The organism is Pseudonocardia zijingensis, assembly GCF_042657305.1.
Lineage (GTDB): Bacteria > Actinomycetota > Actinomycetes > Mycobacteriales > Pseudonocardiaceae > Pseudonocardia > Pseudonocardia zijingensis.
In genome coordinates this window covers 572999-595452 of sequence record NZ_JBHSKO010000001.1, presented here as the reverse complement: position 1 = coordinate 595452, position 22454 = coordinate 572999, and the positions used below count along the sequence as shown (strand labels likewise).

Annotated in this window: 20 protein-coding genes; 6 read left to right on the top strand and 14 right to left on the bottom strand. The window is 73.5% G+C overall.

Annotated features, from left to right (window positions below; genetic code table 11):
• Window position 1 precedes the first annotated feature (1 nt).
• From secA to mtrA, 6 genes are all read right to left on the bottom strand, one after another.
• On the bottom strand, window positions 2–3016 hold the full coding sequence (gene secA / locus ACFPL3_RS03140; RefSeq protein WP_379588364.1) for a preprotein translocase subunit SecA: 3015 nt from the start codon (window positions 3014–3016) through the stop codon (window positions 2–4).
• A 188-nt stretch (window positions 3017–3204) separates the two neighbouring features.
• Window positions 3205–3894: a ribosome hibernation-promoting factor, HPF/YfiA family gene (gene hpf, locus ACFPL3_RS03135; RefSeq protein WP_343946336.1), complete on the bottom strand. Its 690-nt coding sequence runs from the start codon at window positions 3892–3894 to the stop codon at window positions 3205–3207.
• Window positions 3895–4143: 249 nt separating this feature from the next.
• Window positions 4144–4818 carry a ComF family protein gene (locus ACFPL3_RS03130; protein ID WP_379588363.1) on the bottom strand — a complete coding sequence of 225 codons (675 nt, stop codon included), beginning with the start codon at window positions 4816–4818 and terminating at the stop codon, window positions 4144–4146.
• 174 nt (window positions 4819–4992) lie between these two features.
• Window positions 4993–6747 carry an LpqB family beta-propeller domain-containing protein gene (locus ACFPL3_RS03125; RefSeq protein ID WP_343937773.1) on the bottom strand — a complete coding sequence of 585 codons (1755 nt, stop codon included), beginning with the start codon at window positions 6745–6747 and terminating at the stop codon, window positions 4993–4995.
• Window positions 6744–8474 (bottom strand): MtrAB system histidine kinase MtrB, encoded by a 1731-nt coding sequence (gene mtrB, locus ACFPL3_RS03120; RefSeq protein WP_343937775.1) that lies wholly within the window; start codon window positions 8472–8474, stop codon window positions 6744–6746. The genes ACFPL3_RS03125 and mtrB overlap by 4 nt, the downstream gene beginning before the upstream one ends.
• A gap of 10 nt (window positions 8475–8484) precedes the next feature.
• Entirely contained in the window at window positions 8485–9162 is a 678-nt protein-coding gene (gene mtrA / locus ACFPL3_RS03115; protein ID WP_343937777.1) for an MtrAB system response regulator MtrA, read from the bottom strand.
• Window positions 9163–9258: 96 nt separating this feature from the next.
• Between mtrA and ACFPL3_RS03110 the strand changes: the two genes are divergently transcribed.
• Window positions 9259–9501: a FitA-like ribbon-helix-helix domain-containing protein gene (locus ACFPL3_RS03110; RefSeq protein WP_343937779.1), complete on the top strand. Its 243-nt coding sequence runs from the start codon at window positions 9259–9261 to the stop codon at window positions 9499–9501.
• Entirely contained in the window at window positions 9498–9899 is a 402-nt protein-coding gene (locus tag ACFPL3_RS03105; RefSeq protein ID WP_343937781.1) for a type II toxin-antitoxin system VapC family toxin, read from the top strand. Before ACFPL3_RS03110 ends, ACFPL3_RS03105 begins: the two co-directional genes overlap by 4 nt.
• Here the strand turns inward: ACFPL3_RS03105 and ACFPL3_RS03100 are convergent.
• From ACFPL3_RS03100 to ahcY, 6 genes are all read right to left on the bottom strand, one after another.
• Window positions 9884–10525 (bottom strand): dTMP kinase, encoded by a 642-nt coding sequence (locus ACFPL3_RS03100; RefSeq protein ID WP_343937783.1) that lies wholly within the window; start codon window positions 10523–10525, stop codon window positions 9884–9886. The two genes, ACFPL3_RS03105 and ACFPL3_RS03100, sit on opposite strands and share 16 nt — an antisense overlap.
• Window positions 10526–10597: 72 nt before the next feature.
• A complete protein-coding gene (locus ACFPL3_RS03095) occupies window positions 10598–12679 on the bottom strand; it encodes an iron ABC transporter permease (RefSeq protein ID WP_343937785.1) in 2082 nt (693 codons plus the stop codon).
• Window positions 12680–12684: 5 nt separating this feature from the next.
• On the bottom strand, window positions 12685–13677 hold the full coding sequence (locus ACFPL3_RS03090; RefSeq protein ID WP_343937787.1) for an iron-siderophore ABC transporter substrate-binding protein: 993 nt from the start codon (window positions 13675–13677) through the stop codon (window positions 12685–12687).
• Window positions 13674–14582, bottom strand: a complete 909-nt coding sequence (locus ACFPL3_RS03085; RefSeq protein ID WP_379588362.1) for an ABC transporter ATP-binding protein — start codon at window positions 14580–14582, stop codon at window positions 13674–13676. The genes ACFPL3_RS03090 and ACFPL3_RS03085 overlap by 4 nt, the downstream gene beginning before the upstream one ends.
• 112 nt (window positions 14583–14694) lie before the next feature.
• Window positions 14695–15147: an NUDIX domain-containing protein gene (locus ACFPL3_RS03080; RefSeq protein WP_343937789.1), complete on the bottom strand. Its 453-nt coding sequence runs from the start codon at window positions 15145–15147 to the stop codon at window positions 14695–14697.
• 50 nt (window positions 15148–15197) lie between these two features.
• Window positions 15198–16697 (bottom strand): adenosylhomocysteinase, encoded by a 1500-nt coding sequence (gene ahcY / locus ACFPL3_RS03075; RefSeq protein ID WP_343937791.1) that lies wholly within the window; start codon window positions 16695–16697, stop codon window positions 15198–15200.
• 283 nt (window positions 16698–16980) lie between these two features.
• On the opposite strand from ahcY, the gene ACFPL3_RS03070 reads away from it, so the two are divergent.
• Genes ACFPL3_RS03070 through ACFPL3_RS03055 form a run of 4 tightly spaced genes read left to right on the top strand, consistent with a single transcriptional unit; the run spans window position 16981 to window position 20219 of the window.
• Entirely contained in the window at window positions 16981–17709 is a 729-nt protein-coding gene (locus ACFPL3_RS03070) for a (Fe-S)-binding protein (protein WP_343937793.1), read from the top strand.
• Window positions 17706–19172, top strand: coding sequence for a LutB/LldF family L-lactate oxidation iron-sulfur protein (locus ACFPL3_RS03065; protein WP_343937795.1), 1467 nt, complete (start codon window positions 17706–17708; stop codon window positions 19170–19172). The genes ACFPL3_RS03070 and ACFPL3_RS03065 overlap by 4 nt, the downstream gene beginning before the upstream one ends.
• Window positions 19169–19798, top strand: coding sequence for a LutC/YkgG family protein (locus ACFPL3_RS03060; RefSeq protein WP_343937797.1), 630 nt, complete (start codon window positions 19169–19171; stop codon window positions 19796–19798). Before ACFPL3_RS03065 ends, ACFPL3_RS03060 begins: the two co-directional genes overlap by 4 nt.
• Window positions 19799–19805: 7 nt before the next feature.
• The gene (locus tag ACFPL3_RS03055) at window positions 19806–20219 is read left to right on the top strand and encodes an NUDIX hydrolase (RefSeq protein ID WP_343937799.1); all 414 of its coding nucleotides are present in this window, start codon (window positions 19806–19808) and stop codon (window positions 20217–20219) included.
• 64 nt (window positions 20220–20283) lie between these two features.
• Here ACFPL3_RS03055 and ACFPL3_RS03050 read toward each other — a convergent pair whose 3' ends face one another.
• Both ACFPL3_RS03050 and ACFPL3_RS03045 read right to left on the bottom strand, forming a co-directional pair.
• Window positions 20284–20766, bottom strand: a complete 483-nt coding sequence (locus ACFPL3_RS03050) for a hypothetical protein (protein WP_343937801.1) — start codon at window positions 20764–20766, stop codon at window positions 20284–20286.
• Window positions 20767–21082: 316 nt separating this feature from the next.
• Window positions 21083–22366, bottom strand: a complete 1284-nt coding sequence (locus ACFPL3_RS03045; RefSeq protein ID WP_343937803.1) for a glutamate mutase L — start codon at window positions 22364–22366, stop codon at window positions 21083–21085.
• Between the last annotated feature and the right edge of the window lie 88 nt (window positions 22367–22454).

Sequence of the window (22454 nt, the reverse complement as noted above, 5' to 3'; positions counted from 1 at the left end):
GTCAGGGACGCGCCGTGGTGGGCGACCCGTGGCACTGCTTGTACTTGCGCCCCGATCCGCACGGGCACGGCCGGTTGCGCGAGGGCTCCGCGCCGCCGGTGGCGGTGGAACCACCGCGGTTGCCGCTGCCGGCCGCACGGCCACCGGTGGCGGTGCCGCCGTCCTCGGCCGGGCCGCTGTACCGCAGTTCGGTGGGCCGGGCGCCCCGGAAGGCCGCCGGCAACACGCTGCCCCCGGCCGCCGGGTCGGCGCCCGCGGGTGCCGCGTGCCTGCCACCGGCGGGCCGCTCCGCGGGCGCGCGGCGCGCGGGCGGTGCTTCCTGCGCCGGCGCGGCGCCCGCCTGCTGGGCGGAGTCCTGCGGGGCGGCGGCCCCGTCGGCCGCAGGCGCGGCCTGGGCGGGCTGCGCAGGCTGGACGGTGGCGTTGAACAGGTAGCCGACCGTCTCCTCCTTGATGCCCTCCGACATGGCGTTGAACATGTCGTAGCCCTCGCGCTGGTACTCGATCAGCGGGTCGCGCTGGGCCATCGCGCGCAGGCCGATGCCGTCCTTGAGGTAGTCCATCTCGTACAGGTGCTCGCGCCACTTGCGGTCGATCACCGTGAGCAGCACCTGGCGCTCCAGCTCCCGCATCCCGCCGAGCGGTGCGATGAGCTCGTCGACCTCCGCCTCCCGCCGGGCGTACGCCGCCCGGGCGTCGGCCAGGATCTCCTGGAACAGGGTCTCCTTGTTGAGATCGTCGATGATGCCGTCCTCGTCGCCCTCGCCGACGAGGTCCTGCCAGCGGATGCCGACCGGGTAGATCGTGCGCAGGGCCGTCCACAGCTTCTCGAGGTCCCAGTCCTCGGCGTAGCCCTCCGCCGTGGCGCCGTCGACGTACGCGCGGATGACGTCCTCGATCATGTGCTCGATCTGGGACTTGATGTTCTCGCCGTCCAGGACGCGGCGCCGCTCCTCGTAGATGACGGTGCGCTGCTTGTTGAGCACCTCGTCGTATTTGAGGACGTTCTTGCGGATCTCGAAGTTCTGCTGCTCGACCTGCGTCTGCGCGCTGCGGATGGCCTTGGTGACCATGCCGGCCTCGATCGGCACATCGTCGGGCAGGTTGAACCGGTTCATGATCGACTCGACCAGCTGGCCGTTGAACCGGCGCATGAGGTCGTCACCGAGCGAGAGGTAGAACCGCGACTCGCCGGGGTCGCCCTGACGGCCGGAGCGGCCGCGCAGCTGGTTGTCGATGCGGCGCGACTCGTGGCGCTCGGTGCCGAGCACGTAGAGCCCACCGGCCGCCTTGACCTCCTCGGCCTCCTCGGCGACCTGCTCCTCCATCTTGCGGACGGTCTCTTCCCAGGCCGCCTCGTACTCCTCCCGCGTCTCCACCGGGTCGAGCCCGCGACGGCGCAGCTCGATGTCGGCGAGGAACTCGGGGTTGCCGCCGAGCATGATGTCGGTACCGCGACCGGCCATGTTCGTGGCCACCGTGACCGCGCCGGCGTGCCCCGCCTGCGCCACGATCGCCGCTTCCTTCTCGTGGTGCTTCGCGTTGAGCACGTTGTGCGGCACCTGCAGGCGCCGCAGCAGCCCGGACAGGTACTCCGACTTCTCCACGCTCGTGGTGCCCACCAGCACCGGCTGGCCGGCCCGGTACTTGTCGGCGATGTCGGCCGCGACCGCGGCGAACTTCGCCTCCTCCGTCTTGTAGATCAGGTCGGGCTGGTCGGTGCGGATCATCGGCCGGTTGGTGGGGATCGGCACCACGCCCAGCTTGTAGATCTGGTGCAGCTCGGCCGCCTCGGTCTGGGCCGTACCCGTCATGCCCGAGAGCTTCTTGTAGAGCCGGAAGTAGTTCTGCAGCGTGATCGTGGCGAGCGTCTGGTTCTCGTTCTGGACCTGCACGCCTTCCTTGGCCTCGATGGCCTGGTGCATGCCCTCGTTGTAGCGGCGGCCCGCCAGCACGCGCCCGGTGAACTCGTCGACGATGAGCACCTGGCCGTCGCGGACGATGTAGTCCCGGTCGACCTTGAACAGCTCCTTCGCCTTCAGGGCGTTGTTCAGGTACCCGATGAGCGGGGTGTTGGCCGCCTCGTAGAGGTTGTCGATCCCGAGCTGGTCCTCGACGTGCTTCACGCCTTTGTCGGTGACGCCGACCGTGCGCTTCTTGAGGTCGTACTCGTAGTGGTGCTGCTGGATCTCCGTGGCCCGCCGGGCCAGCTCCTGCGGCGAGAGCCCGGTGGTGTCGTACCCGTGCATCCCCCGGCCGGCGTCCCGCTTGCCGTTCTTGCCCATCGGGCCGTGGACCATGTCGGCGAACGCGCCGTACCAGCGCGAGCTCGCCTCGGCCGGACCGGAGATGATCAGCGGCGTGCGGGCCTCGTCGATCAGGATGGAGTCGGCCTCGTCGACGATGGCGAAGTTGTGCCCGCGCTGCACCATGTCGGCCTTCTTCCAGGCCATGTTGTCGCGCAGGTAGTCGAAGCCGAACTCGTTGTTGGTGCCGTACGTGATGTCGGCGGCGTACTGCTCGCGGCGCACCGCGGGCGGCATCTCCGAGAGGATCACCCCGACGGTGAGGCCGAGGAAGCGGTGGATGCGCCCCATCTTCTCGGCGTCGCGCTTGGCGAGGTAGTCGTTGGTGGTGACGACGTGCACGCCGTCACCGGAGATGGCGTTCAGGTACACCGGGAACACCGAGGTGAGCGTCTTGCCCTCACCGGTCTTCATCTCGGCGATGTTGCCCAGGTGCAGCGCCCCGCCACCCATCAGCTGCACGGGGTAGGCCCGTTGCCCGAGCGTGCGCACCGCGGCCTCGCGGGCCACGGCGAACGCCTCGAACATCATGTCGTCGAGCGACTCGCCGTCGCCGTAGCGCTCCCGGAACTCGTCGGTCTTCGCCCGCAGCTCGGCGTCGGTGAGCGCCTGCATCTCCGGCTCGAGCCCCTCGATCACCTGGGCGTACTTCGCGAGCCGCTTCACCAGCTTGGTCTCGCCGGCGCGGAGCAGACGGTTCAACAGCGGCACGGATCGACCTCATTCGCCTTCGCGGACCAGTTCGCGTTCACGCAGCCCGTCCGGAGCACGCGCTGCCCCGACCAGGGTAGCGAAGCGGCGGGCCGCCACCCCATCAACGCCGGAGGGGCGGCCCGCGTTCCGATCGGACGCGGACCGCCCCCATCCGTGCAGGGCGCTGTGCGCTGCTGCTCCAGGCGCTACTGCTCCAGGCGGATCATCCCGTAGTCGTAACCCTTGCGCCGGTACACGACGCACGGCCGGCCGCTCTCGGCGTCGGAGAACAGGTAGAAGTCGTGGCCGACCAGCTCCATCCGCGAGAGCGCGTCGTCGACGCTCATGGGAGTGGCGGTGTGCACCTTGTGGCGCACGATGCGCCCCGGCACGTCGGAGTCGGGCACGTCCTCGTCGTGCATCCGCGGGCCGGGGATGTTCACGTCGATCGTGTCGTCGGCGCGGATGTCGGAACCGGTGTCCTCGCGGGCGTCGTCACGGTATTCGTCGCGGTGGTCGGTGTGCACCGACGGCTCGTCGAGCACGGCCGTGCCTGCGCCGCCCCGCGCCGCCATCACCCGGGCACGCCTGCCGGTGACCCGGCGACGGTCGTGCGAGCGGCGCAGCCGCGCCTCGAGCTTGGCGACCGCGGCGTCCAACGCGGCGTAGAAGTCCTGCGCGCAGGCCTCCGCTCTCGCGACCGGCCCGCACCCCCTGCCGGTGATCTCGACACGCTGGCAGTTCTTGAGCTGGCGTCGGTTGCGCTCGTGGAAGAGCTCGACCTCCATGCCCACGATCTTGTGGTCATAGCGCTCAAGTCGACCGATCTTCTCGGCCACGTGGACCCGGAAATGGTCTGGGACCTCGACATTACGGCCGGTGACAACGATCTCCACGCAGACTTCCCTCGCTCTCAGCATCGCTTGGGCGTCGGGTTTGATGTTTGCAGGGTCGCCGGGAAGTACCCACCCCCGGCGCTCGATCGGATCCTCCTGATTGGGTGCCTCGGCGGGATGCCGAGCACCGTAACCTGCATCACGGTTCGGCAACACCCCTCTCGTTCGACTGACCCCGAGGTGAGTGGCAACGCGACTCCAGAGGTTCCCTGAACTGGGCCTCAGCGGTACCATTGCCCCGATTCATGATCAACTAACGTGGGTCGGAGCGGTGGCGTCGCAGAGCACCACCGCCGCGTCCACGGCCACCCCGGCACCGGCGAGCGCGTGGCGGCAGGCCCGCAGCGTGGCCCCCGTGGTGACGACGTCGTCCACCAGCAGCACCCGCCCCGGGCCGGGCAGCGCGCCCGGCCGGACCCGCACCCGACCGGCCAGGTTGGCGGTGCGCTGCCCGGCGTCGAGGCCCACGGAATCGCGCACCCGCCGCTCCAGCCGCAGCGGCCGGGCGACCCGCACGCCCGGCCGCACGGCCACGACCGCGCGGCACAGGCGGGCGACGTGGTCGCCGCCGCGTTCGCGGGCAGCGGACGGGCGCGACGGGGCGGGCACGAGCCACAGCGCCCCCGGCCCCGCCGCGTCGCCGAGCCCCACCGCGTCGTCGAGCGCTCCCGCCAGCAGCACCCCGAGCGGCCGGGCGAGGTCGCGCCTGCCGCGCTCCTTGTAGCGCAGCAGCGCCGCCCGCAACGGGCCCGTGTAGCGCCCGACCGCCAGGACGTCCGGCGCGTCGGGCAGACGCGGCGTGGTGGGCGGCCCGAGGTCGGCGCTGCACCGCGGGCACCAGGGCGCCACCGGGGCACCGCACCCCGCGCAGTCGGCGGGCAGCACGAGATCGACCAGCGCCGCCCCCAGCTCCCGCACGCCCACGGGGCCAGCATCCCGCCCGCGTGCGCCACCCGGCCCCGTCCGACCCCGGGTTGTCCACAACCAGCGGCGCAAGCGCGGGATTCACCGCGCGAGACGCGAGACTCGCGCGGCTTGGGCGAGTCCCGCATCTCGGCGGGCGAGTCTCGCGGCTCGCGGGGCGAACCGCGCGGCCGGTCAGCCCGGGTAGAGGGGGACGGCGTCGGGGGCGCCCGCGAGCACCTGCCGCCACGCCACCTGCTCGCCCCCGCCGAAGCTCCAGACGCCGGTCTGGTCGGTGACCCACAGCGGGCGGTTGGCCGCGGCGGCGATCGCGGTGAGCGGGGCGGTGAGGTTGTTGCTCACGATCTGCTGGGCGACGAGCCCGTCGATGCTGACCTGCCCGACCAGCATCTCCGGGCTGCGGGTGATCGCGACGATCGACTCGGTGGAACGCCAGTCCGCCGCCACGACGGCGCCCAGGTCGTCCGAGCGCAGCCGGCGGACGTTGCGGATCGCCACCTCGCCGTCGAGGGTGCGCGCCACCGCCCCCGTGTAGAGTCCGCCGCCCACCACCGCGACGACGCGCACGCCGTCGCGGGACAGGCGCAGGTCCTCGATCGGCCCGTGCCCGGCGAGCTCGTCGGCGTTCACGCGGCCGGTGCGGGGTGGCGCGTTGTCGTCCACGAGCACGCGCGCCACCACGGACGAGTCGAGCACGGTCCAGACCTCCCCGCCGGTGGGGGTCCAGGAGGGCCGCGTCATGGTGCCCGCGCTGAGCGGCACGGGCTCGACGTCACCGGCGTCGATGGCGCCGAGGAGCAGCTCCTGCCGCCCGCCGACACCGGCGACGGCCGCGAGCCGCGAGCCGTCCACGGTGGACGCCGCGGACCGCACGTCGTAGGCGCCGTTGCCGAGCGGGCCGGGCAGCGGGGCGCTGGGTTCCGGACCGCTGAGCTGACGCACGCGGCCACCTGCCACGACGAGTCCAGGCACGTCCGCGCCCGGCTCGACCTCCGCGGAGAGCGCGGCGACGTCCTCGCGGGTGAGGTCCTCGCGGTCGGGGATGAGCGGCTCGCCGTCGGCCAGCAGCCGCACGCGCCCGACGTTCACCTCGGACAGGGACAGCACGACCTGTGCGGCGAGCAGCATCCGGGAGGACTCGTCGAGGTCGCCGAGGCGGGTGAGGTCGACGACCACGGCGCCGTCGTCGGCGGTGGTCACATTGGCGCGCAGCTGCGCGCCCGGCGGGAAGAGGGAGACGGCCGCACCGGCCAGCGCCCCGGACGGTCCGGCGAGCAGCAGCTCCATCACCCGCGCGGCCTGGGCCCGCGCGGGCAGGCTCGGCACGTGGCGGACGTCGACGACGGCGAGCCGCCGCACCGGGTCGACGAACCAGACGCGCACGGGCTTGTAGTTGTCGCGGAACACCGAGAGCGGCACGACGACCCCGGGCGGCAGCGAGGAGATGCGCCACTGGCCGTCCCGGCGCACGACGGTGACGTCCTGCTGGAACGTGGCCTGCCCGGGCTCGAACGCCCCGGACGAGGTGAGGCGCCCGATCGCGGTGCCGCGGATCCGGATCGTCGTGGTGTCGGAGCTCGGGCTCGCCGCCCCGGGCGCCGGGACCGTGTCGAACTGGCCGTCGAGCACGGTGAGGCCCGCGGCGTCGTCCCAGCCGGCGGCGTCGGCGGACAGGAACCGGCGGGCGGCGCCGTGGCGTTCGGTGCTGCTGCCGGAGGCGAACACGAAGTCGCGCACGAGGTCGAGGGGGTTGCTGCCGGCGACGGGGCCGGGTGGCACGAGCGCGTCCTCGCTCCCGCCGACCTGGCGCAGCACCTGCACCGGTGAGCTGTCGGGCACGCTCGCGCACCCGGCGAGCACCGCGAGCGCGAGCAGGAAGGCGGGCACGAGCGCCGCGCGGCGGCCGGTGCCGGAACGCGGTGCGGTCATGCGTCGTCCTGCGCTTGCGACGCCGCGGGCGTGCGGCTGCGGGGCGGGGTGGGCACCGACGCGGGTTCCGCGACCGGTTCCGGCGGCTCCTCGCCCGGACCGAGCGGGAGCGGGCTCGACTCGACGACGTCCCCCACGGTGCGCGGCAACGTCAGCCGGAACGCGGCGCCCTTGCCGGGCTCGCCCCACGCCTGCAGCCAGCCGCCGTGCAGCCGGGCGTCCTCGATCGCGATCGATAGTCCCAGCCCGCTGCCGCCGCTGCGACGGGCCCGCGACTCCTCGGCGCGCCAGAACCGGTTGAACACCAGGCCGGCCTCACCGGGGCGCAGGCCCACGCCGTGGTCGCGCACCAGGACGGCGACGGTGCGCTCGTCGCCTGCGAGCACCACGCGGACGGGTTTGCCCTCGCTGTGGTCGATCGCGTTGGCGACGAGGTTGCGCACGATGCGTTCCACCCGGCGGGGGTCGACCTCGGCGGGCACGCCGGGCGGCAGCTCCAGCTCGAGCGGGGTGCCGGTCTCGTCGGCGATGCCCCGGACGGCCTCGACCGCCCGCATCACGACCCCGTGCATGTCGACGCGTTCGGCGCCCAGCTCCGCCACACCCGCGTCGAGCCTGCTGATCTCGAGCAGGTCGGCGAGCAGCGCCTCGAACCGGTCCAGCTCCGCCACCAGCAGCTCCGAGCTGCGGCGCAACGCGGGCAGCAGCTCGTCACGCGAGGCGTAGAGCACGTCGGCCGCCATGCGGACGGTGGTGAGCGGGGTGCGCAGCTCGTGGCTGACGTCGGAGGTGAACCGCCGCTGGAGCGCGCCGAACTCCTCCAGCTGGCGGATCTGGCTCTGGATGCTGCCGGCCATCTCGTTGTAGGACTCCCCCAGCCGGGCCACCTCGTCCTCGCCCTGCACCGGCATGCGCTCGTCGAGGTGGCCGTCGGCGAACCGCTCCGCGATCTCGGCGGCCTGCCGCACCGGCCGCACGACCTGGCGCGTGACGATGCCCGCGATGCCCGCCAGCAGGAGCAGGAGCACGAGGCCGCCCACGATCAGCGTGCTCTGCACTGTGCCCAACGTGCGCTGTTCGGAGGTGAGGGGGAACAGCAGGTAGAACTCCATCTCGCCGACCGCCGTGCGCACCGGCTGCCCGACGACCAGCGTCGGCACCTCGACGCCCTGCTCGCCGACGGTGGTCGTGTACTGGCTCGCCAGTGCCCCCGACGCGACCGCCTCGCGCAGGGTGACCGGGACGTCCTCGACGGGCCCGGCGGCCACCTGGGCCTGCTCGTCCGCGACGCTCGTGCTGAGCACCGCGCGGAACTCGCCCGCCGTGGCCTGCCTGCCCTCCGCGGAGCTGGCGTTCGTCAACCGGTCGAGAGCGTTGTTGAGCTCGCCCTGCGCGCCCTCGCGGTCGGGGTCGACACCGGCGAGGTCGCGTTCCACCAGCACGGCCCCGGTCTCGGTGCGCACACGGGCGTCGGCCTCCTTGGCCTGCATGAGCCGCTGCGCGATCTGGGTCTGCAGCACCAGCCCGAGCACCAGCACGACCGCCGTCGACAACGCGAGCGTGCTGATCACGACGCGCATCTGCAGCGAACGGCGCCACGCCACACCCCACGCGTCGGTCAGCTCCGCTAGCAGCTGCCGCACCGGCGCGAGGCCCCGCCGCACCCGCTCGTTGATCCCCGCGGTGGTTGCGCCCAGGCGGCTCCGCAGCCCCGCCGACACGCTCATGGCCCGGCGGTCACGGCGGTCCCGCCTTGTACCCCACGCCGCGGACGGTGAGCACGACCTCGGGGTGCTCCGGGTCGCGCTCGACCTTCGACCGCAGCCGCTGCACGTGGACGTTCACCAGCCGGGTGTCGGCGGCGTGCCGGTAGCCCCACACCTGCTCGAGCAGGACCTCCCGCGTGAACACCTGCCGCGGCTTGCGGGCCAGTGCCACGAGCAGGTCGAACTCCAGCGGGGTCAGCGCGATCTGCTCGCCGTCGCGCATGACCTGGTGGGCCGGCACGTCGATCGTGACGTCACCGATCGCGAGCTGCTCGGCGGGCTCGGCCTCGGTGCGCCGGACCCGGGCCCGGATGCGCGCCACCAGCTCCTTGGGCTTGAACGGCTTCACCACGTAGTCGTCCGCGCCCGACTCGAGACCGAGGACGATGTCCACCGTGTCGCTCTTGGCGGTCAGCATCACGATCGGCACGCCGGACTCCGACCGGATGGCGCGGCACACGTCGATGCCGTTCATGCCCGGCAGCATCAGGTCGAGCAGGACGACGTCCGGCCGCAGATCGCGGACGGCGGGGAGGGCGCGGGTGCCGTCGGCGACCACTGCGGTGTCGAAACCCTCGCCCCGCAGCACGATCGTCAACATCTCGGCAAGCGCCGGGTCGTCGTCGACCACCAGAACGCGCGACTTCATGAGCGCAGCATCCCACCTCGCGCCGCGGGCCCGCCTCGGACCCGCGAGTTCGTCGAACTGCACCCACTTTGCATGCACCGGCGGTAGCCGGGCCGGGTGCCCAAGAACGTGCAGATCCGGAATCTGGACGACGCGACGTACGAGAAGCTGCGCGCCCGCGCGAGGGCCGACGGAATGTCGCTCAGCCAGTACCTGAGGCGCCAGCTCGACCACCTGGCCGACCTGGCGACGATGGCCGAGATCCTCGACCGGGCCGACACGTCGCGCGCACGAGGCGGTGGGATCCCCGGTGAGGTGCTGACCGCCGCGCACGAGGCCGACCGGGCCGAGAGACGGTGATCGACTTCGTCATCGACGCATCCGCACTCCTCGAGCTCATCGCGGGACCGGCACCGGATCATCGACTCCGCCGGACAGCGTTGACCCGACACGGGGCGGCCCCGGAACTCATCGACCTCGAAGCTGCGAACGTGCTTCGACGGGCCGTCCTCGCCGGTCACGTACATCCCGACGTCGGCCGCACGCGGCTGCAGGAGATCAGGGACACCCCGATCACCCGAACCTCCCACCGACCGCTGCTCGCCCGGGTGTGGGAGCTGCGCGACGCGATCAGCGCGTACGACGCCGCCTACGTCGCCCTGGCCGAGCAGCTCGACGTCCCGCTCCTGACGTGCGATGCCGAGCTGGGCCGCTCGAACGGCCACCGGGCCCAGATCGTCGTCTACCCGAGGAGCTGAGCCGCGAGCGCGTCGGCGTCTATGGGGGCGCTCCCGTCGAGCACGGTCCACGGCGAGAGCCACCCGACCTCGGCGAGCCGGGCGTAGGCCGCACCCGTGCGCTCCTGCAGCTCCGCGTCCGACTCGTAGGCGTCCCGTTCCCGGCCGGCCTCGGTGCGCTCCCGGTGCGCGGCCCGCTCCGCCGCGACGGCACGGGGCACGGCGAGCAGCAGCTGGTGGTCGGGCACCGGCACGCCGAAGCGCTCCACCTCCAGCTCGTGCACCCACCTCACGAACGGGCCGTCGACGTCCTCCTTCAGCCGCGCCATGTTGTAGGCGGCGTTCGAGGCGACGTAGCGGTCGACGAGCACGACGTCGTGCGCGTCGCGGGCCGCGCGCAACTCGGGGGCCGCGGCCCGCCGGTCCAGCGCGAACAACAACGCCATCCCGTGCACGGACGCCGCGAGGTCACCGTGGCGGCCGTAGAGGGCCTCGCGGGCGAGCTCGGCGTGCACGTCGGCGTCGTAGCGGGGGAACGCGAACCGGGCCACCCGCGCGCCGCGGGCGGCCGGCGCCGTGCACAGCGCGTCGGACAGCGTGCGCTTGCCGGCCCCGTCGAGCCCTTCCACGACGATCAGCCGACCCATGGGGCGCATCCTGCCGGGCCCGGGTGGGGTGGCGACGGGCGGCCCGGGGGTCAGGAACTTCGGGGCCGCCCCTCATCCCGTGGCCGCCCGCGCCCGCCACAGCAACCAGGCGAAGTACGGCGTGCCGATCAGCGACGTGAGCGTGCCCGCCGGGAGCTGGGCGGGGGCGATGACGGTGCGGCCGAGGACGTCGGCGAGGCACACCAGCAGCCCCCCGAGCAGGGCGGCGACCGGCAGTACGCGGGCGTGCCGCGCCCCCACCAGCGCACGAGCGGCGTGCGGCGCCACCAGCCCGACGAAGGAGAGCAGCCCGATCGCCGACACGGCGGTGGCGGTGAGCAGCGCGGCCGCGGTGAGCAGCGCGAGCCGGGCGCCGCCGAGACCGATGCCCAGCACACGCGGTGAGTCGTCGTCGAGCGCGAGGAGGTCCAGCTCGTCGCGGGCCCGGACGAACCCGGCCACCGCGACCAGCAGCACCACCGCCACCGGCAGGACCTGTGCGAACGTGCGCCCGTACGTCGACCCGGCGAGCCAGGTGAGGGCCTTGGCCTGGTTCCACGGGTCGGTGAACACGATCAGGACCGTGATCGTGGCCAGCGCGGCGTAGGAGATCCCGACCCCGACGAGCACGAGCCGGTCGGTGGCCAGGCCGCCGCCCGCGGCGAGGCCGAACACCAGCGCCGACGCCGCCAGCGCACCCACCGCGGCGCTGCCGGAGAGCGCCCACACCCCGACGGAGGGAACGAGCGTGATCACCGCGACCGCCGCGACGCCGGCTCCCCCGCTCACGCCGAGGAGCACAGGTTCGGCGAGCGGGTTGCGGCACACGGCCTGCACGACCACGCCCGCGACGGCCAGCGCCGCGCCCGCGAGCAGCGCGGCGAGCACCCGCGGCACCCGGGCGTCCAGCACGTAGGTGGTGACCGGCCCGGCGCGGCCCGCCACCCAGTTGGCCACGTCGCCCATCAGCAGGAACGCGTCGCCGAGCAGGAGGCTGCCCGCCGCCGTGGCGACGGTCAGCACCAGCGTGGCGGTGACGACCACGAGGAACGCTCGCCGGTCGCGCAGGCGCCCCGAGCGGGCGGCGGGAGCCTGGCGGACGGGGCCGGAGTCGCGGAAGCGGCGGGCCACCGCGACGAGCACGACCGCGCCGAACAGCGTGGTGACCACACCGGTCGGTACCTCGATGCCGCCCTGGCCGCCGAGCACGAGCCGGACGAGCACGTCGGCGCCGAGCACCACCGCCACGCCCGCCAGCGCGGCCATCGGCACGAGCACCCGGTGCCGGTGCAGCCCCGGCACGCGCGGGGCGACGAGCCGGACGAGGGCGGGCGCGCAGAGGCCGACGAAGCCGACCGGACCGGCGACCGTCACGGCCGCGGCCGACAGCAGCACCGCGAGGACGGCCGTCACGATCCGGGTGCTGCGCACCGGCACGCCCATGACGCCCGCGGTGTCGTCTCCCAGGCCGAGGACGTCCAGCCGCCTGCCGAGCACGACCAGCCACGCGATCCCGAGCAGGAGCACCGGCGTCATCCGGGCCACCGAGCCGAGGCCGATCTGCGCGAGCTGCCCGCTCCCCCACGCGTACAGCCCCGTGGTCTCCTCCGTGAACAGCAGGAGGAGCACGCTGACAAGCGCGAACAGTGCGAGCGACACCGCGGTGCCCGCCAGCACGAGCCGGGTGGGCCCGGTGCCGCCCCCGGAGATCGCGAACACGAGTGCGGCCGCGGCGAGACCACCGGCGAAGGCCAGCAGCGCGGACGCCTCGACCGGCACCGACAGCCCGAGCACCGCGGCCACCACGATCGCGAAGTGCGCGCCGGCGTTCACCGCGAGGGTGTCCGGCGAGGCGAGCGCGTTGCGGGTGATCGACTGCAGGGCGGCACCCGCGGCCCCGAGCGCGGCCCCGACCACCACGCCCGCGAGCAGCCGCGGCACCCGTGAGGCCACCAGCACGGCCGCGGCCTGATCGGCACCGCCGCCGGTGAGCACCGCCAGCAGGTCGCCGACCGGGAGGCTCGCCGACCCCTGGGTGAGGTGCACCGCCGCCAGCACGGCGACGACCCCGGCCCCGGCCGTCGCCACCAGCGGGACGCCCACCCGGGAGGTCCGCGGCGCGGCCGGCGCCGCGCGGACGGCCTCCTGCACCACCGGGGTCAGCCGGCCAGCGCGGCCGTGATCGCGTCGACGTACTGCCGCATCGACGCGGGACCGCCGAACATCCAGATGCCGTCCGGCAGCCGCGTCACGTCGCCCGCCTGCACGAACGGCAGCGACTCCCAGACGGCGTTGCCCGCGAGCCCGTCGACGAACGGGTCGGGGCCCTCCACGTCGTTGGTCCAGTAGACGAACTCCACATCGGCGCCGAGCTGGGTGAGCCCCTCGACGTCGGTGCTGGCCAGACCGTAGTCCGCGTCGCCGGTCAGCTGCCACGCGTTCACCAGGCCCAGCTCCTGCGAGACCGTCTCCACCAGCGACCCGTCGGTGAAGGGCCGGATCGCGAGCCTGCCGCCGTCGAGCCATCCGTCGGCGAAGGCGATCCGGCGCCCGGTGAGCCCGGCGTCCGCGATCCGCTTCGCCCCCTCGGCAAGCGCGGCGTCGAACCCGGCGAGCAGCTGCTCGGCCTCCGCCTGCTTCCCGGTGATCTGCCCGACGAGCTCGACGTTGCGGCGCATCTGGCCCAGCGGGTCGGAGGTGTCGGCGGGACGCACGACCACGACCGGCGCGAACGCCTCGATCTGCGCGAGCGCGCCCTCGTTCACGTCCGGCGTGGTGAGGACGACGTCCGGGCGCAGCTGCGCGATCGCCTCGATGCTCGGTTCGCCCCGCACGCCGACGTCGGTGACGTCCCCGGACAGCGGCGCGGCCTGCACCCACGCCCCGTAGCCCTCGACGTCGGCCACGCCGACCGGCATCACGCCGAGCGAGACGAGGTGTTCCACGACGTTCCACTCGAGCCCCACCGCGCGCGTGGCCGGGCCGTCGAACGTGATCTGCTTGCCGCGCGCGTCCGTGACGGTGAACGCCTCGCCGCTCGCCGGACCGGGTGCGGCCGCCGCGTCGGCGGGCGCCTCGGTGGTGCCGCACGCGGCGAGCACCAGTGCGGCCACGGCCGCGCCAAGGGCGACGACGATCCGCCGTCCTCTCATGCTGACTCCTTCTCGCGCCCCGCGCTGTGCTGTCGGGTGCTGTCGTGTCGGGTGCTGTCGTGTCGGGTGCTGTCGTGTCGGGTGGTGTGCCGGCCGATCGGCCGGATGCGCAGGAGGCCGGTGCCCGCGTCGCGCTCGACCGCCACCCGGATCCCGTAGGCCTCGGTGAGCAGGTCGGAGGTGAGGACGGCCGCGGGCTCGCCCACCGCGCGCACGCGCCCCTCGGCGAGCAGCAGCACCTCGTCGGCAACGGCGGCGGCCTGGTCCAGGTCGTGCAGCACAACGCCGACCGCGATGCGGGACTCGTCGGCCAGGTCGCGCACCAGGTCGAGGATCTCCACCTGGTAGCGCAGGTCGAGGTGGTTGGTCGGCTCGTCGAGCAGGAGCACCCCGGTGTCCTGCGCGAGGCAGCACGCCAACCACACCCGCTGCAGCTGCCCCCCGGACAGCTCGTCGATCGGGCGGTCGGCCAGGTCCGCCACCCGCGTGAGCGCCATCGCGCGCTCGACGGCGGCGGGCCCGTCCGGGTCGTCACCCCGGAACCGGCCCCGGTACGGGTAGCGGCCGAACCCGACCACATCGTGCACCGACAGCCCCGTGGGCACCGGCCGGCTCTGGGTGAGCAGCGTGACCCGCCGGGCGAACTCGCGGCGGGTGAGCGCGAGCGCATCGACGGCCGCGTCTGTGTCGTCCCCGTGGAGCAGGATCTTTCCCTGGTCGGGGCCGTGCAGGCGTGCGAGCGCGCGCAACAAGGTGGACTTGCCGCTGCCGTTCGGCCCCACCAGCGCCGTGACCCGGCCCGGCCGGATGGACGCGGCGGCGCCGTGCACGACCTGCGCGCCGTGGTAGCCGAGATCGAGATCGGCCGCTCGCAGCGTGGTGGGTGATCGCCCGGTCGAGAGCACGGCTTAGGATAGCCACACCTTTGCGCGGCAGCCGTGTGACGCTCCGCTCCCCGGTACGAACGGCACACTCGTCCGATAGAGCGGTACGGAGGTGCCGTTCGTACGGCGTGGCTCACGCGATGGCGCGGACCGTCTCCCACGTGGCGGCGAAGCCCGGGTGCAGGGGCAGTTCGGCCAGGCGGTCGGCGCGCACCCAGCGCACCTCGAGGGTCTCCGCGGTGAGGCCAGTGGGCAGCACCGGTGTGGCGGCCCGGCCCACCACCGTGGTGTAGGACCAGCCGCCGTGGTCGTCGACGTACGTGCCGGTGACCTCGTAGGAGTCGGCGACCAGCCCGGCCTCCTCGGCGGCCTCGCGCCGGGCCGCCTGCTCGGCGGTCTCCGCGCGGTTGCGCGCCCCGCCGAGCAGGCCCCAGGTGCCGCCGTGGTGGCTCCACAGCGCGCGGTGCTGCAGCAGGACGCACCCGCGGTGCCAGAGCAGGAGCCCGGCCGCGCCGAAGAGGCCCCAGTGCTTGTGGCCGAGCGCGCAGTGCGTCCAGCCGTCGCCGTCACCGCGGGGGAGCACCATCCCCTCACATTAGGTCGACGGTGCTCCCCGCGGCGAGGTTTCGGTACCTGTCAGTACCGGTAGTGCTCCGGCTTGAACGGACCCTCGACGTCGACGCCGATGTACTCGGCCTGGTCCTTGGTGAGCTTGGTCAGCTCACCGCCCAGCGCCTCGACGTGGATCCGTGCCACCTTCTCGTCGAGCACCTTCGGCAGCCGGTAGACGTCCTTGTTGTACTCCTCGTGCTTGGTGAACAGCTCGATCTGGGCGATCACCTGGTTGGAGAAGCTGTTGGACATCACGAACGACGGGTGGCCGGTGGCGTTGCCCAGGTTCAGCAGCCTGCCCTCGGACAGCACGATGATCGAGTGCCCGTCGGGGAACACCCACTCGTCGACCTGCGGCTTGATGTTGATCCGGCGGATCCCCGGGTAGCGGGCCAGCCCGGCCATGTCGATCTCGTTGTCGAAGTGCCCGACGTTGCCGATGATCGCCTGGTGCTTCGTGCGCGCCATCAGGTCGGCGGACACGATGTCCTTGTTGCCGGTGGTCGTGATGATGATGTCGGCCTGGCCGATCACGTCCTCCAGGCGCGCCACCTGGTAGCCCTCCAGCAGCGCCTGCAGGGCGCAGATCGGGTCGACCTCGGTGACGATCACCCGCGCACCCTGCCCCGCGAGCGCCTCGGCCGAGCCCTTGCCGACGTCGCCGTAGCCGCACACCACCGCGACCTTGCCGCCGATCAGCACGTCCGTGGCCCGGTTGATGCCGTCCACCAGCGAGTGCCGGATGCCGTACTTGTTGTCGAACTTGCTCTTGGTGACCGAGTCGTTGACGTTGATCGCCGGGAACAGCAGCAGGCCCTGCTCGGCCAGCTGGTAGAGCCGGTGGACGCCGGTGGTGGTCTCCTCGGTGACACCGCGGATGTCCGAGGCCACCGTGGTCCAGCGCTTCGCGTCCTCGGCCAGCGAGCGGCGCAGCGTGTCCAGGATGATCCGGTACTCGTCGGAGACCGTGAGGTCCTCGTCGTCCACCGTGGGCACGACGCCGGTCTTCTCGAACTCGACGCCCTTGTGCACCAGCAACGTGGCGTCACCGCCGTCGTCGAGGATCATGTTCGGGCCGACCACGTTGCCGGCCTCGTCGGTGAACTTGAACAGCTGCTCGGTGCACCACCAGTACTCCTCCAGCGTCTCGCCCTTCCAGGCGAACACCGGCACACCCTGCGGCTGCTCCTCGGTGCCGTGGGGGCCCACGACGACCGCGGCCGCGGCGTGGTCCTGGGTGGAGAAGATGTTGCAGGAGACCCAGCGCACCTCGGCGCCGAGGCTGACCAGCGTCTCGATGAGCACCGCGGTCTGCACCGTCATGTGCAGCGAGCCCGCGACCCGGGCCCCGTGCAGCGGGCGCGCCTCGGCGTATTCGCGGCGAAGCGCCATCAGCCCGGGCATCTCGTGCTCCGCGAGCCGGATCTCCTTGCGCCCGAACTCCGCCAGGCCCAGGTCGGCCACGGCGAAGTCGATGCCGTTGCGCTTCTGCAGCCTGCTGCTGATATCGGCAGTGGCGGTCATGGGGTACTAACGCCTCCTCGTAGGGCTGGTGCGGCCGGCCACGCTACTCGTGGGCCGGCACGCGTGGGACGTCGAGGACGGCGGAACGGAACAGGTCACGCGGCCCGCCCTCCTCGTGTGAGTGCAGGCGCCCTTGTTCCGTGTGCAATGGCCAGGTGATCGAGCGTGGCGGGCGCCCCTCCGGGCCCCGTCGCAGCGCCTCTCGACACCGACTTCGCTATTGCGCCCCCAGCATCCGAGCTCCCGGCGATGATGTCAACCGACGCCGTCATAGGGTGACGCCGTGAGGATCGCGCTGTTCCTGACGTGCCTGGGGGACGCGCTGCACCCCGAGGTCGGCCGGGCCACGGTCACGCTGCTGGAGCGGCTGGGCCACGAGGTGGTGTTCCCCGCCGACCAGACGTGCTGCGGCCAGATGCACGTCAACACCGGCTACCAGCGGGAGGCCCTGCCCCTGGTGCGCCACCACGTGACGACCTTCGAGCCCTACGACGTGATCGTCGCACCGTCCGGGTCGTGCGTCGGGTGCGTGCGCCACCAGCACGCGATGGTCGCCCGCGGCGCCCACGACGACCGGCTCGCCGAGCGGGCCGAGGCCGTGGCCGCGCGCACGTACGAGCTGTCCGAGCTGCTCGTGGACGTGCTCGGCGTGGAGGACGTCGGCGCCTACTACCCGCACCGCGTGACCTACCACCCCACGTGCCACTCCCTGCGCATGCTGCGCGTGGCCGACAAGCCGCTGCGGCTGCTGCGCCACGTCCGCGGGATGACGCTGCTGGAGCTGCCCGAGGCCGACCAGTGCTGCGGATTCGGGGGCACGTTCGCGCTCAAGAACGCCGACACCTCCACCGCGATGCTGGCCGACAAGATGCGCAACGTGCTGTCCACCGGCGCCGAGGTGGCGACGGCGGGCGACGCGTCGTGCCTGATGCACATCGGCGGCGGCCTCTCGCGCCTGCGCAGCGGCACGCGCACCGTGCACCTGGCCGAGATCCTGGCGAGCACGGCATGAGCACCTTCCTCGGCATCCCCGCCCCGCGCGGCGTCGGGCACCTGCGCGGCGACCGCTCCTTCCCCGAGGCCGCCCGCGGCGCGCTCGCCGATTCCCAGCTGCGACGCAACCTCGGCCACGCCACCCGCACGATCCGCGGCAAGCGCGCGAACGTCGTCGGCGAGCTCGACGACTGGGAGCAGCTGCGCCTGGCGGGCTCGGCGCTGAAGGCCGCCACGATGGCGCGGCTGGACGAGCACCTGGAGCGCCTCGAGCGCGAGGTCACCGCCCGCGGCGGCACCGTGCACTGGGCCCGCGACGCCAACGAGGCCAACGCGATCGTCACACGGCTGGTGCGGGAGACCGGCGAGTCCGAGGTCGTCAAGGTCAAGTCGATGGCCACCCAGGAGATCGGTCTCAACGAGGCCCTGGAGGCCGCTGGGATCGAGGCGCACGAGACCGACCTCGCCGAGCTGATCGTGCAGCTGGGCGGCGACCTGCCCAGCCACATCCTCGTGCCCGCCATCCACCGCAACCGCGCCGAGATCCGCGAGATCTTCCTGCGCGAGATGCCGGCCGTCGACCCCGACCTCACCGCCGAGCCGCGAAAGCTCGCCATGGCCGCGCGGGCCCACCTGCGGGAGCGTTTCCTGCGGGCCAAGGTGGCGATCTCCGGCGCCAACTTCGCGGTGGCCGACACCGGCACGCTGCTGGTGGTCGAGTCCGAGGGCAACGGGCGGATGTGCCTGACCCTGCCGGAGACGCTGATCACCGTGATGGGGATCGAGAAGGTCGTGCCGACGTGGCAGGACCTCGAGGTCTTCCTGCAGCTGCTGCCGCGCTCGTCCACCGGCGAGCGGATGAACCCCTACACGTCGGCCTGGACCGGCGTGACGCCCGGCGACGGCCCGCAGGCGTTCCACCTCGTGCTGCTGGACAACGGGCGCACCGCGGCGCTCGCCGACGAGCTGGGCCGCAGCGCCCTGCACTGCATCAAGTGCTCGGCCTGCCTCAACGTCTGCCCGGTCTACGAGCGCACCGGCGGCCACGCGTACGGATCGGTGTACCCGGGCCCGATCGGCGCGGTGCTGTCGCCACAGCTCACCGGCGTGGAGGACAACGCGTCGCTGCCGTACGCCTCCAGCCTGTGCGGCGCCTGCTTCGACGCCTGCCCGGTGCGGATCGACATCCCGTCGCTGCTGGTGAAGCTGCGCGCCCGGCACGTCGACGAGCAGCGGGAGCGCGCGGTGCCGAGCGCCGAGGCGATCGCGATGGCCGCGGCGTCCTGGGTGATGTCCTCGCCCGAGCGGTTCCGCGCCGCTGAGAAGGCCTCGCGGGCCGGGCGGCTCCTCGGCAGGCGCGCGGGCCGCATCCGCACGCTGCCGCCGCCACTCTCGGCGTGGACGGCCAGCCGCGACGCACCGCGCCCGCCCGCCGAGACGTTCCGCGAGTGGTGGGCGCGCGAGCGGGGAGGCACGGCATGAGCGCGCGCGACGACGTGCTGGCGCGGATCCGGGCCGCCAACGCCGCGGCCGGGCACCCCCCACCGCCCGAGGTGCCCCGCGACTACCACCGCACCGGCGCCCACCCCGCCGGCTCCCCCGAGCTGCTGGAGCTGTTCCGCGACCGGCTCGTCGACTACAAGGCCACGGTGCTCGACGCCCCGGCCGACGGGATCGCCGAGGCCGTACGCACCGCGCTGGCCGACGTCGCGGGCGCGGTCGTCGTGCCGCCGGGGCTACCGGACGGCTGGTGGCCCGCGGGCATCCCGGCCACCCGTCGCACCGACGACGCGCTCACCCCCGTCGAGCTCGACTCCGCGGCCGCGGTGCTCACCGCCTGCGCGGCCGCCTGCGCCACCACGGGCACGATCGCCCTCGACGGCTCCGCCGACCAGGGCAGGCGCGCCATCACCCTCGTGCCGGACGTCCACGTCTGCGTGGTGCGCGCCGAGCAGGTGGTGCACACCGTGCCCGAGCTCATCGCCGCGCTGGAACCGACCCGCCCGATCACGTTCGTCAGCGGCCCGTCGGCCACGAGCGACATCGAGCTGGAACGCGTCGAGGGCGTGCACGGGCCCCGCACCCTCATCGTCGTGCTCGCCGCCTGACCGGGCGGTGCCCACGTTCCCGGTCTCGATCAAGGGCGTGGTGCTCGACGCCGCCGAGCGGGTGCTCCTGCTCCGGAACGAACGCGACGAGTGGGAGCTCCCCGGCGGCCGGATCGAGCTCGGCGAGTCACCGGAGGACTGCGTGGCCCGCGAGGTGTTCGAGGAGACGCGGTGGCGCGTGCGCGCCGGCCCGGTCCTCGACACCTGGGTCTACCACGTGACCGACGCGGCGCGACCCGTGTTCGTCGTGACCTACGGCTGCTTCGCGACGGGTGACGTTGCGCCCGTGCTCTCCCCCGAGCACGAGGAGATCGGGCTGTTCCGCTCGAGCGAGATCGGCGCGCTACCGATGCCGGACGGATACCGCCGCTCCATCGCGGCGTGGCTCGGCGACCCGCGCCGGGTGGCCGCCCACACGTGACAGCAAGGTGGCTTTGCTGGCGTATTACGCCAGTAAAGCCACCTTGCCGGCATTCCCCGGTGGGCTAAGCCGCGGCCTTGTCCCCGTCCGGCGTGACGGCGAACCACTTCCCCTCCACACCGTGCCCGTCGGTCGCCCCGGGCTCCTCGCCGGCGTGGCGGTAGACGGGCCAGCCGCCGATCGTGAGCTGCGCCTGCCCGTCCGGACGCTCGACGGTGCCGACGGCCTCGTCGTCGACGCCCTCGGCCGTGATCGGGTCGGCGGCCGGCACCGGCTCCCACGTCTCGGTGCAAGGGCCTTCGCAGGTGGCGGTGGACGGGCGGGCGCTGTCGCCGTCGAAGCGGTAGAGCGTGAAGCCCAGCCCGTCGACGACCACCGTGCCGAGCCGGGCGGTGCTGTTCGCGCTCACGATCGTCCCCGGCGGGCGCTGCAGCTCGGTGACGGGCGCGGCGCGCGGCACGGCGGGTGCGGGCGCCTCGACGGTGCTGCAGGCGCTGAGCGCGATCGCGGCGGCGGTGAGCGCGACCAACGCGGTGGTGCGGGACATGCTGAACCTCCGAGTCGGGTTCCGGCCTTCGACTCGACACACGGACCGCGGCGCGGGTGGTTCGGGGTGCCTCGGTGACGGGTCGGGCGGCGTCGACGAGCGGTGTGCATGCGCCCTGGCCGGTCGGGCGGAGGCGACCGGTTCGAAAGGTCCGGGCCTCGGGTGGGTGCTGAGCGCCGGGTCGCGGTCCGCGGAACCCCGCCCCGGAATCCATCCACAAGCTCGAGATCGACGTGGTTGCGCTCGGATCAAGATCGAGGAGCGCTGGTGTCGACGTCGAGCGTGTGGATGTCCGCCGACGGCACCCACCGAGCGACTAGCCGAGCAGGTGGTCGCGCAGCAGCGACTCCGCGGCCGCCGTGCGCCCGCGGGCGGCGAGCAGGCCGGCCGGGACGACGGCGAAGTCGGCGTCGACGACGACGGGTGCGTCGGCGAGCACCGGGGCGAGCACCGGGTCGGTGCGCAGCGTGGCCACCACGGCGGGGAGGCCACCGGCGAGGTTGCGCTGCCGGAACACCCCGCCGGCCAGCACGACGAGCCCGACGTCGTGGCCGGCGTCGGCGTGCACCCGCAGGTGCCTGCGCACCGCGACGACGGCGGCGAGCGCGGCGATGCGGCGGTCCTCGGCGGCGCTGCCGCGATCACGCGGGACGTAGCCGGTCTCGCTGGCCATGCGGGCGACGGTGGGACCGAGGAGGTCGGCCTCCACCGGGTCGACGATGCCCTCCGACTGGCTCTCCACCAGCACGCCGCCCGCGGCCGCGCGCACGCCGAGGTCACCCTCGACGGTGCGGACCGGGTCGGATCGGCCCGCGGAGTGGACGTCGGTGGTGGCGCAGCCGACGTCGACCACCAGGACGCGCGCGTCGCAGATGGCGGCGAGCCGGGTGGCCGCGTGCCCGACCGCCTCCGGGGTGACCACCCGCACGAGCCTGCGGAACCGGGGTGCCACGGCCGGCCCGCGCCCGCCGATGGCGTGCCGCTGGTACAGCTCGACGAGGGCGGCGCGCGCCGGGCCGGGCACCACCTCGCCGCGGCGGGGCAGCACGTTGTCGCAGGCCACCACGCTGCGCCCGGTGGCGCGCAGCAGCGCGAGCGCGTCGTCGCGGGCCGAGGCGTTGCCCGCGAGCACGATCGGGTGCCGGATGCGGGCTCTGGCCAGGCGGCCCGCGTTGTGCAGCAACCCGGCGGGGTCGTCGCCGTCGGCGCCGCCCACGAGCAGCACGACGCCGGGGCGGGCGCTGCGCAGCAGCCGGACGTCGGCCGGTTCCAGCGGGCCGGCGTGCACGTGCACCACGTGCGCGCCCGCGGACACGGCCACCCGGTGGCCGGCCTCGGTGGCCGACAGCCGGTCGGTGCCGATCACCGCGAGCCGCAGGCCACCGCCCGCCGACGAGCACGCCAGCAGTTCCGGCTCGTCGCCGCGGCCCGCCGCGGACACCGCGCGCACCGCCGCGTCCATGCCGGCGAGGACGTCACCGGTGGTGGTCGGGTGCTCGGCGAAACCCGCGAGCGAGCCGTCGGCGTGCACCAGCACCGCCTTGGTCCACGTGGAACCCACGTCGAGGCAGACCGATGCGGCCTGGTCGCTGGGTGTCACGGCGACCGAGCCTAGACGCTGGTGGGCCGGAAAGCGCTGGTTGAAGCCGATGGTGCAGCCACTCGTCCGGAGGTAACTTTCGGAGACG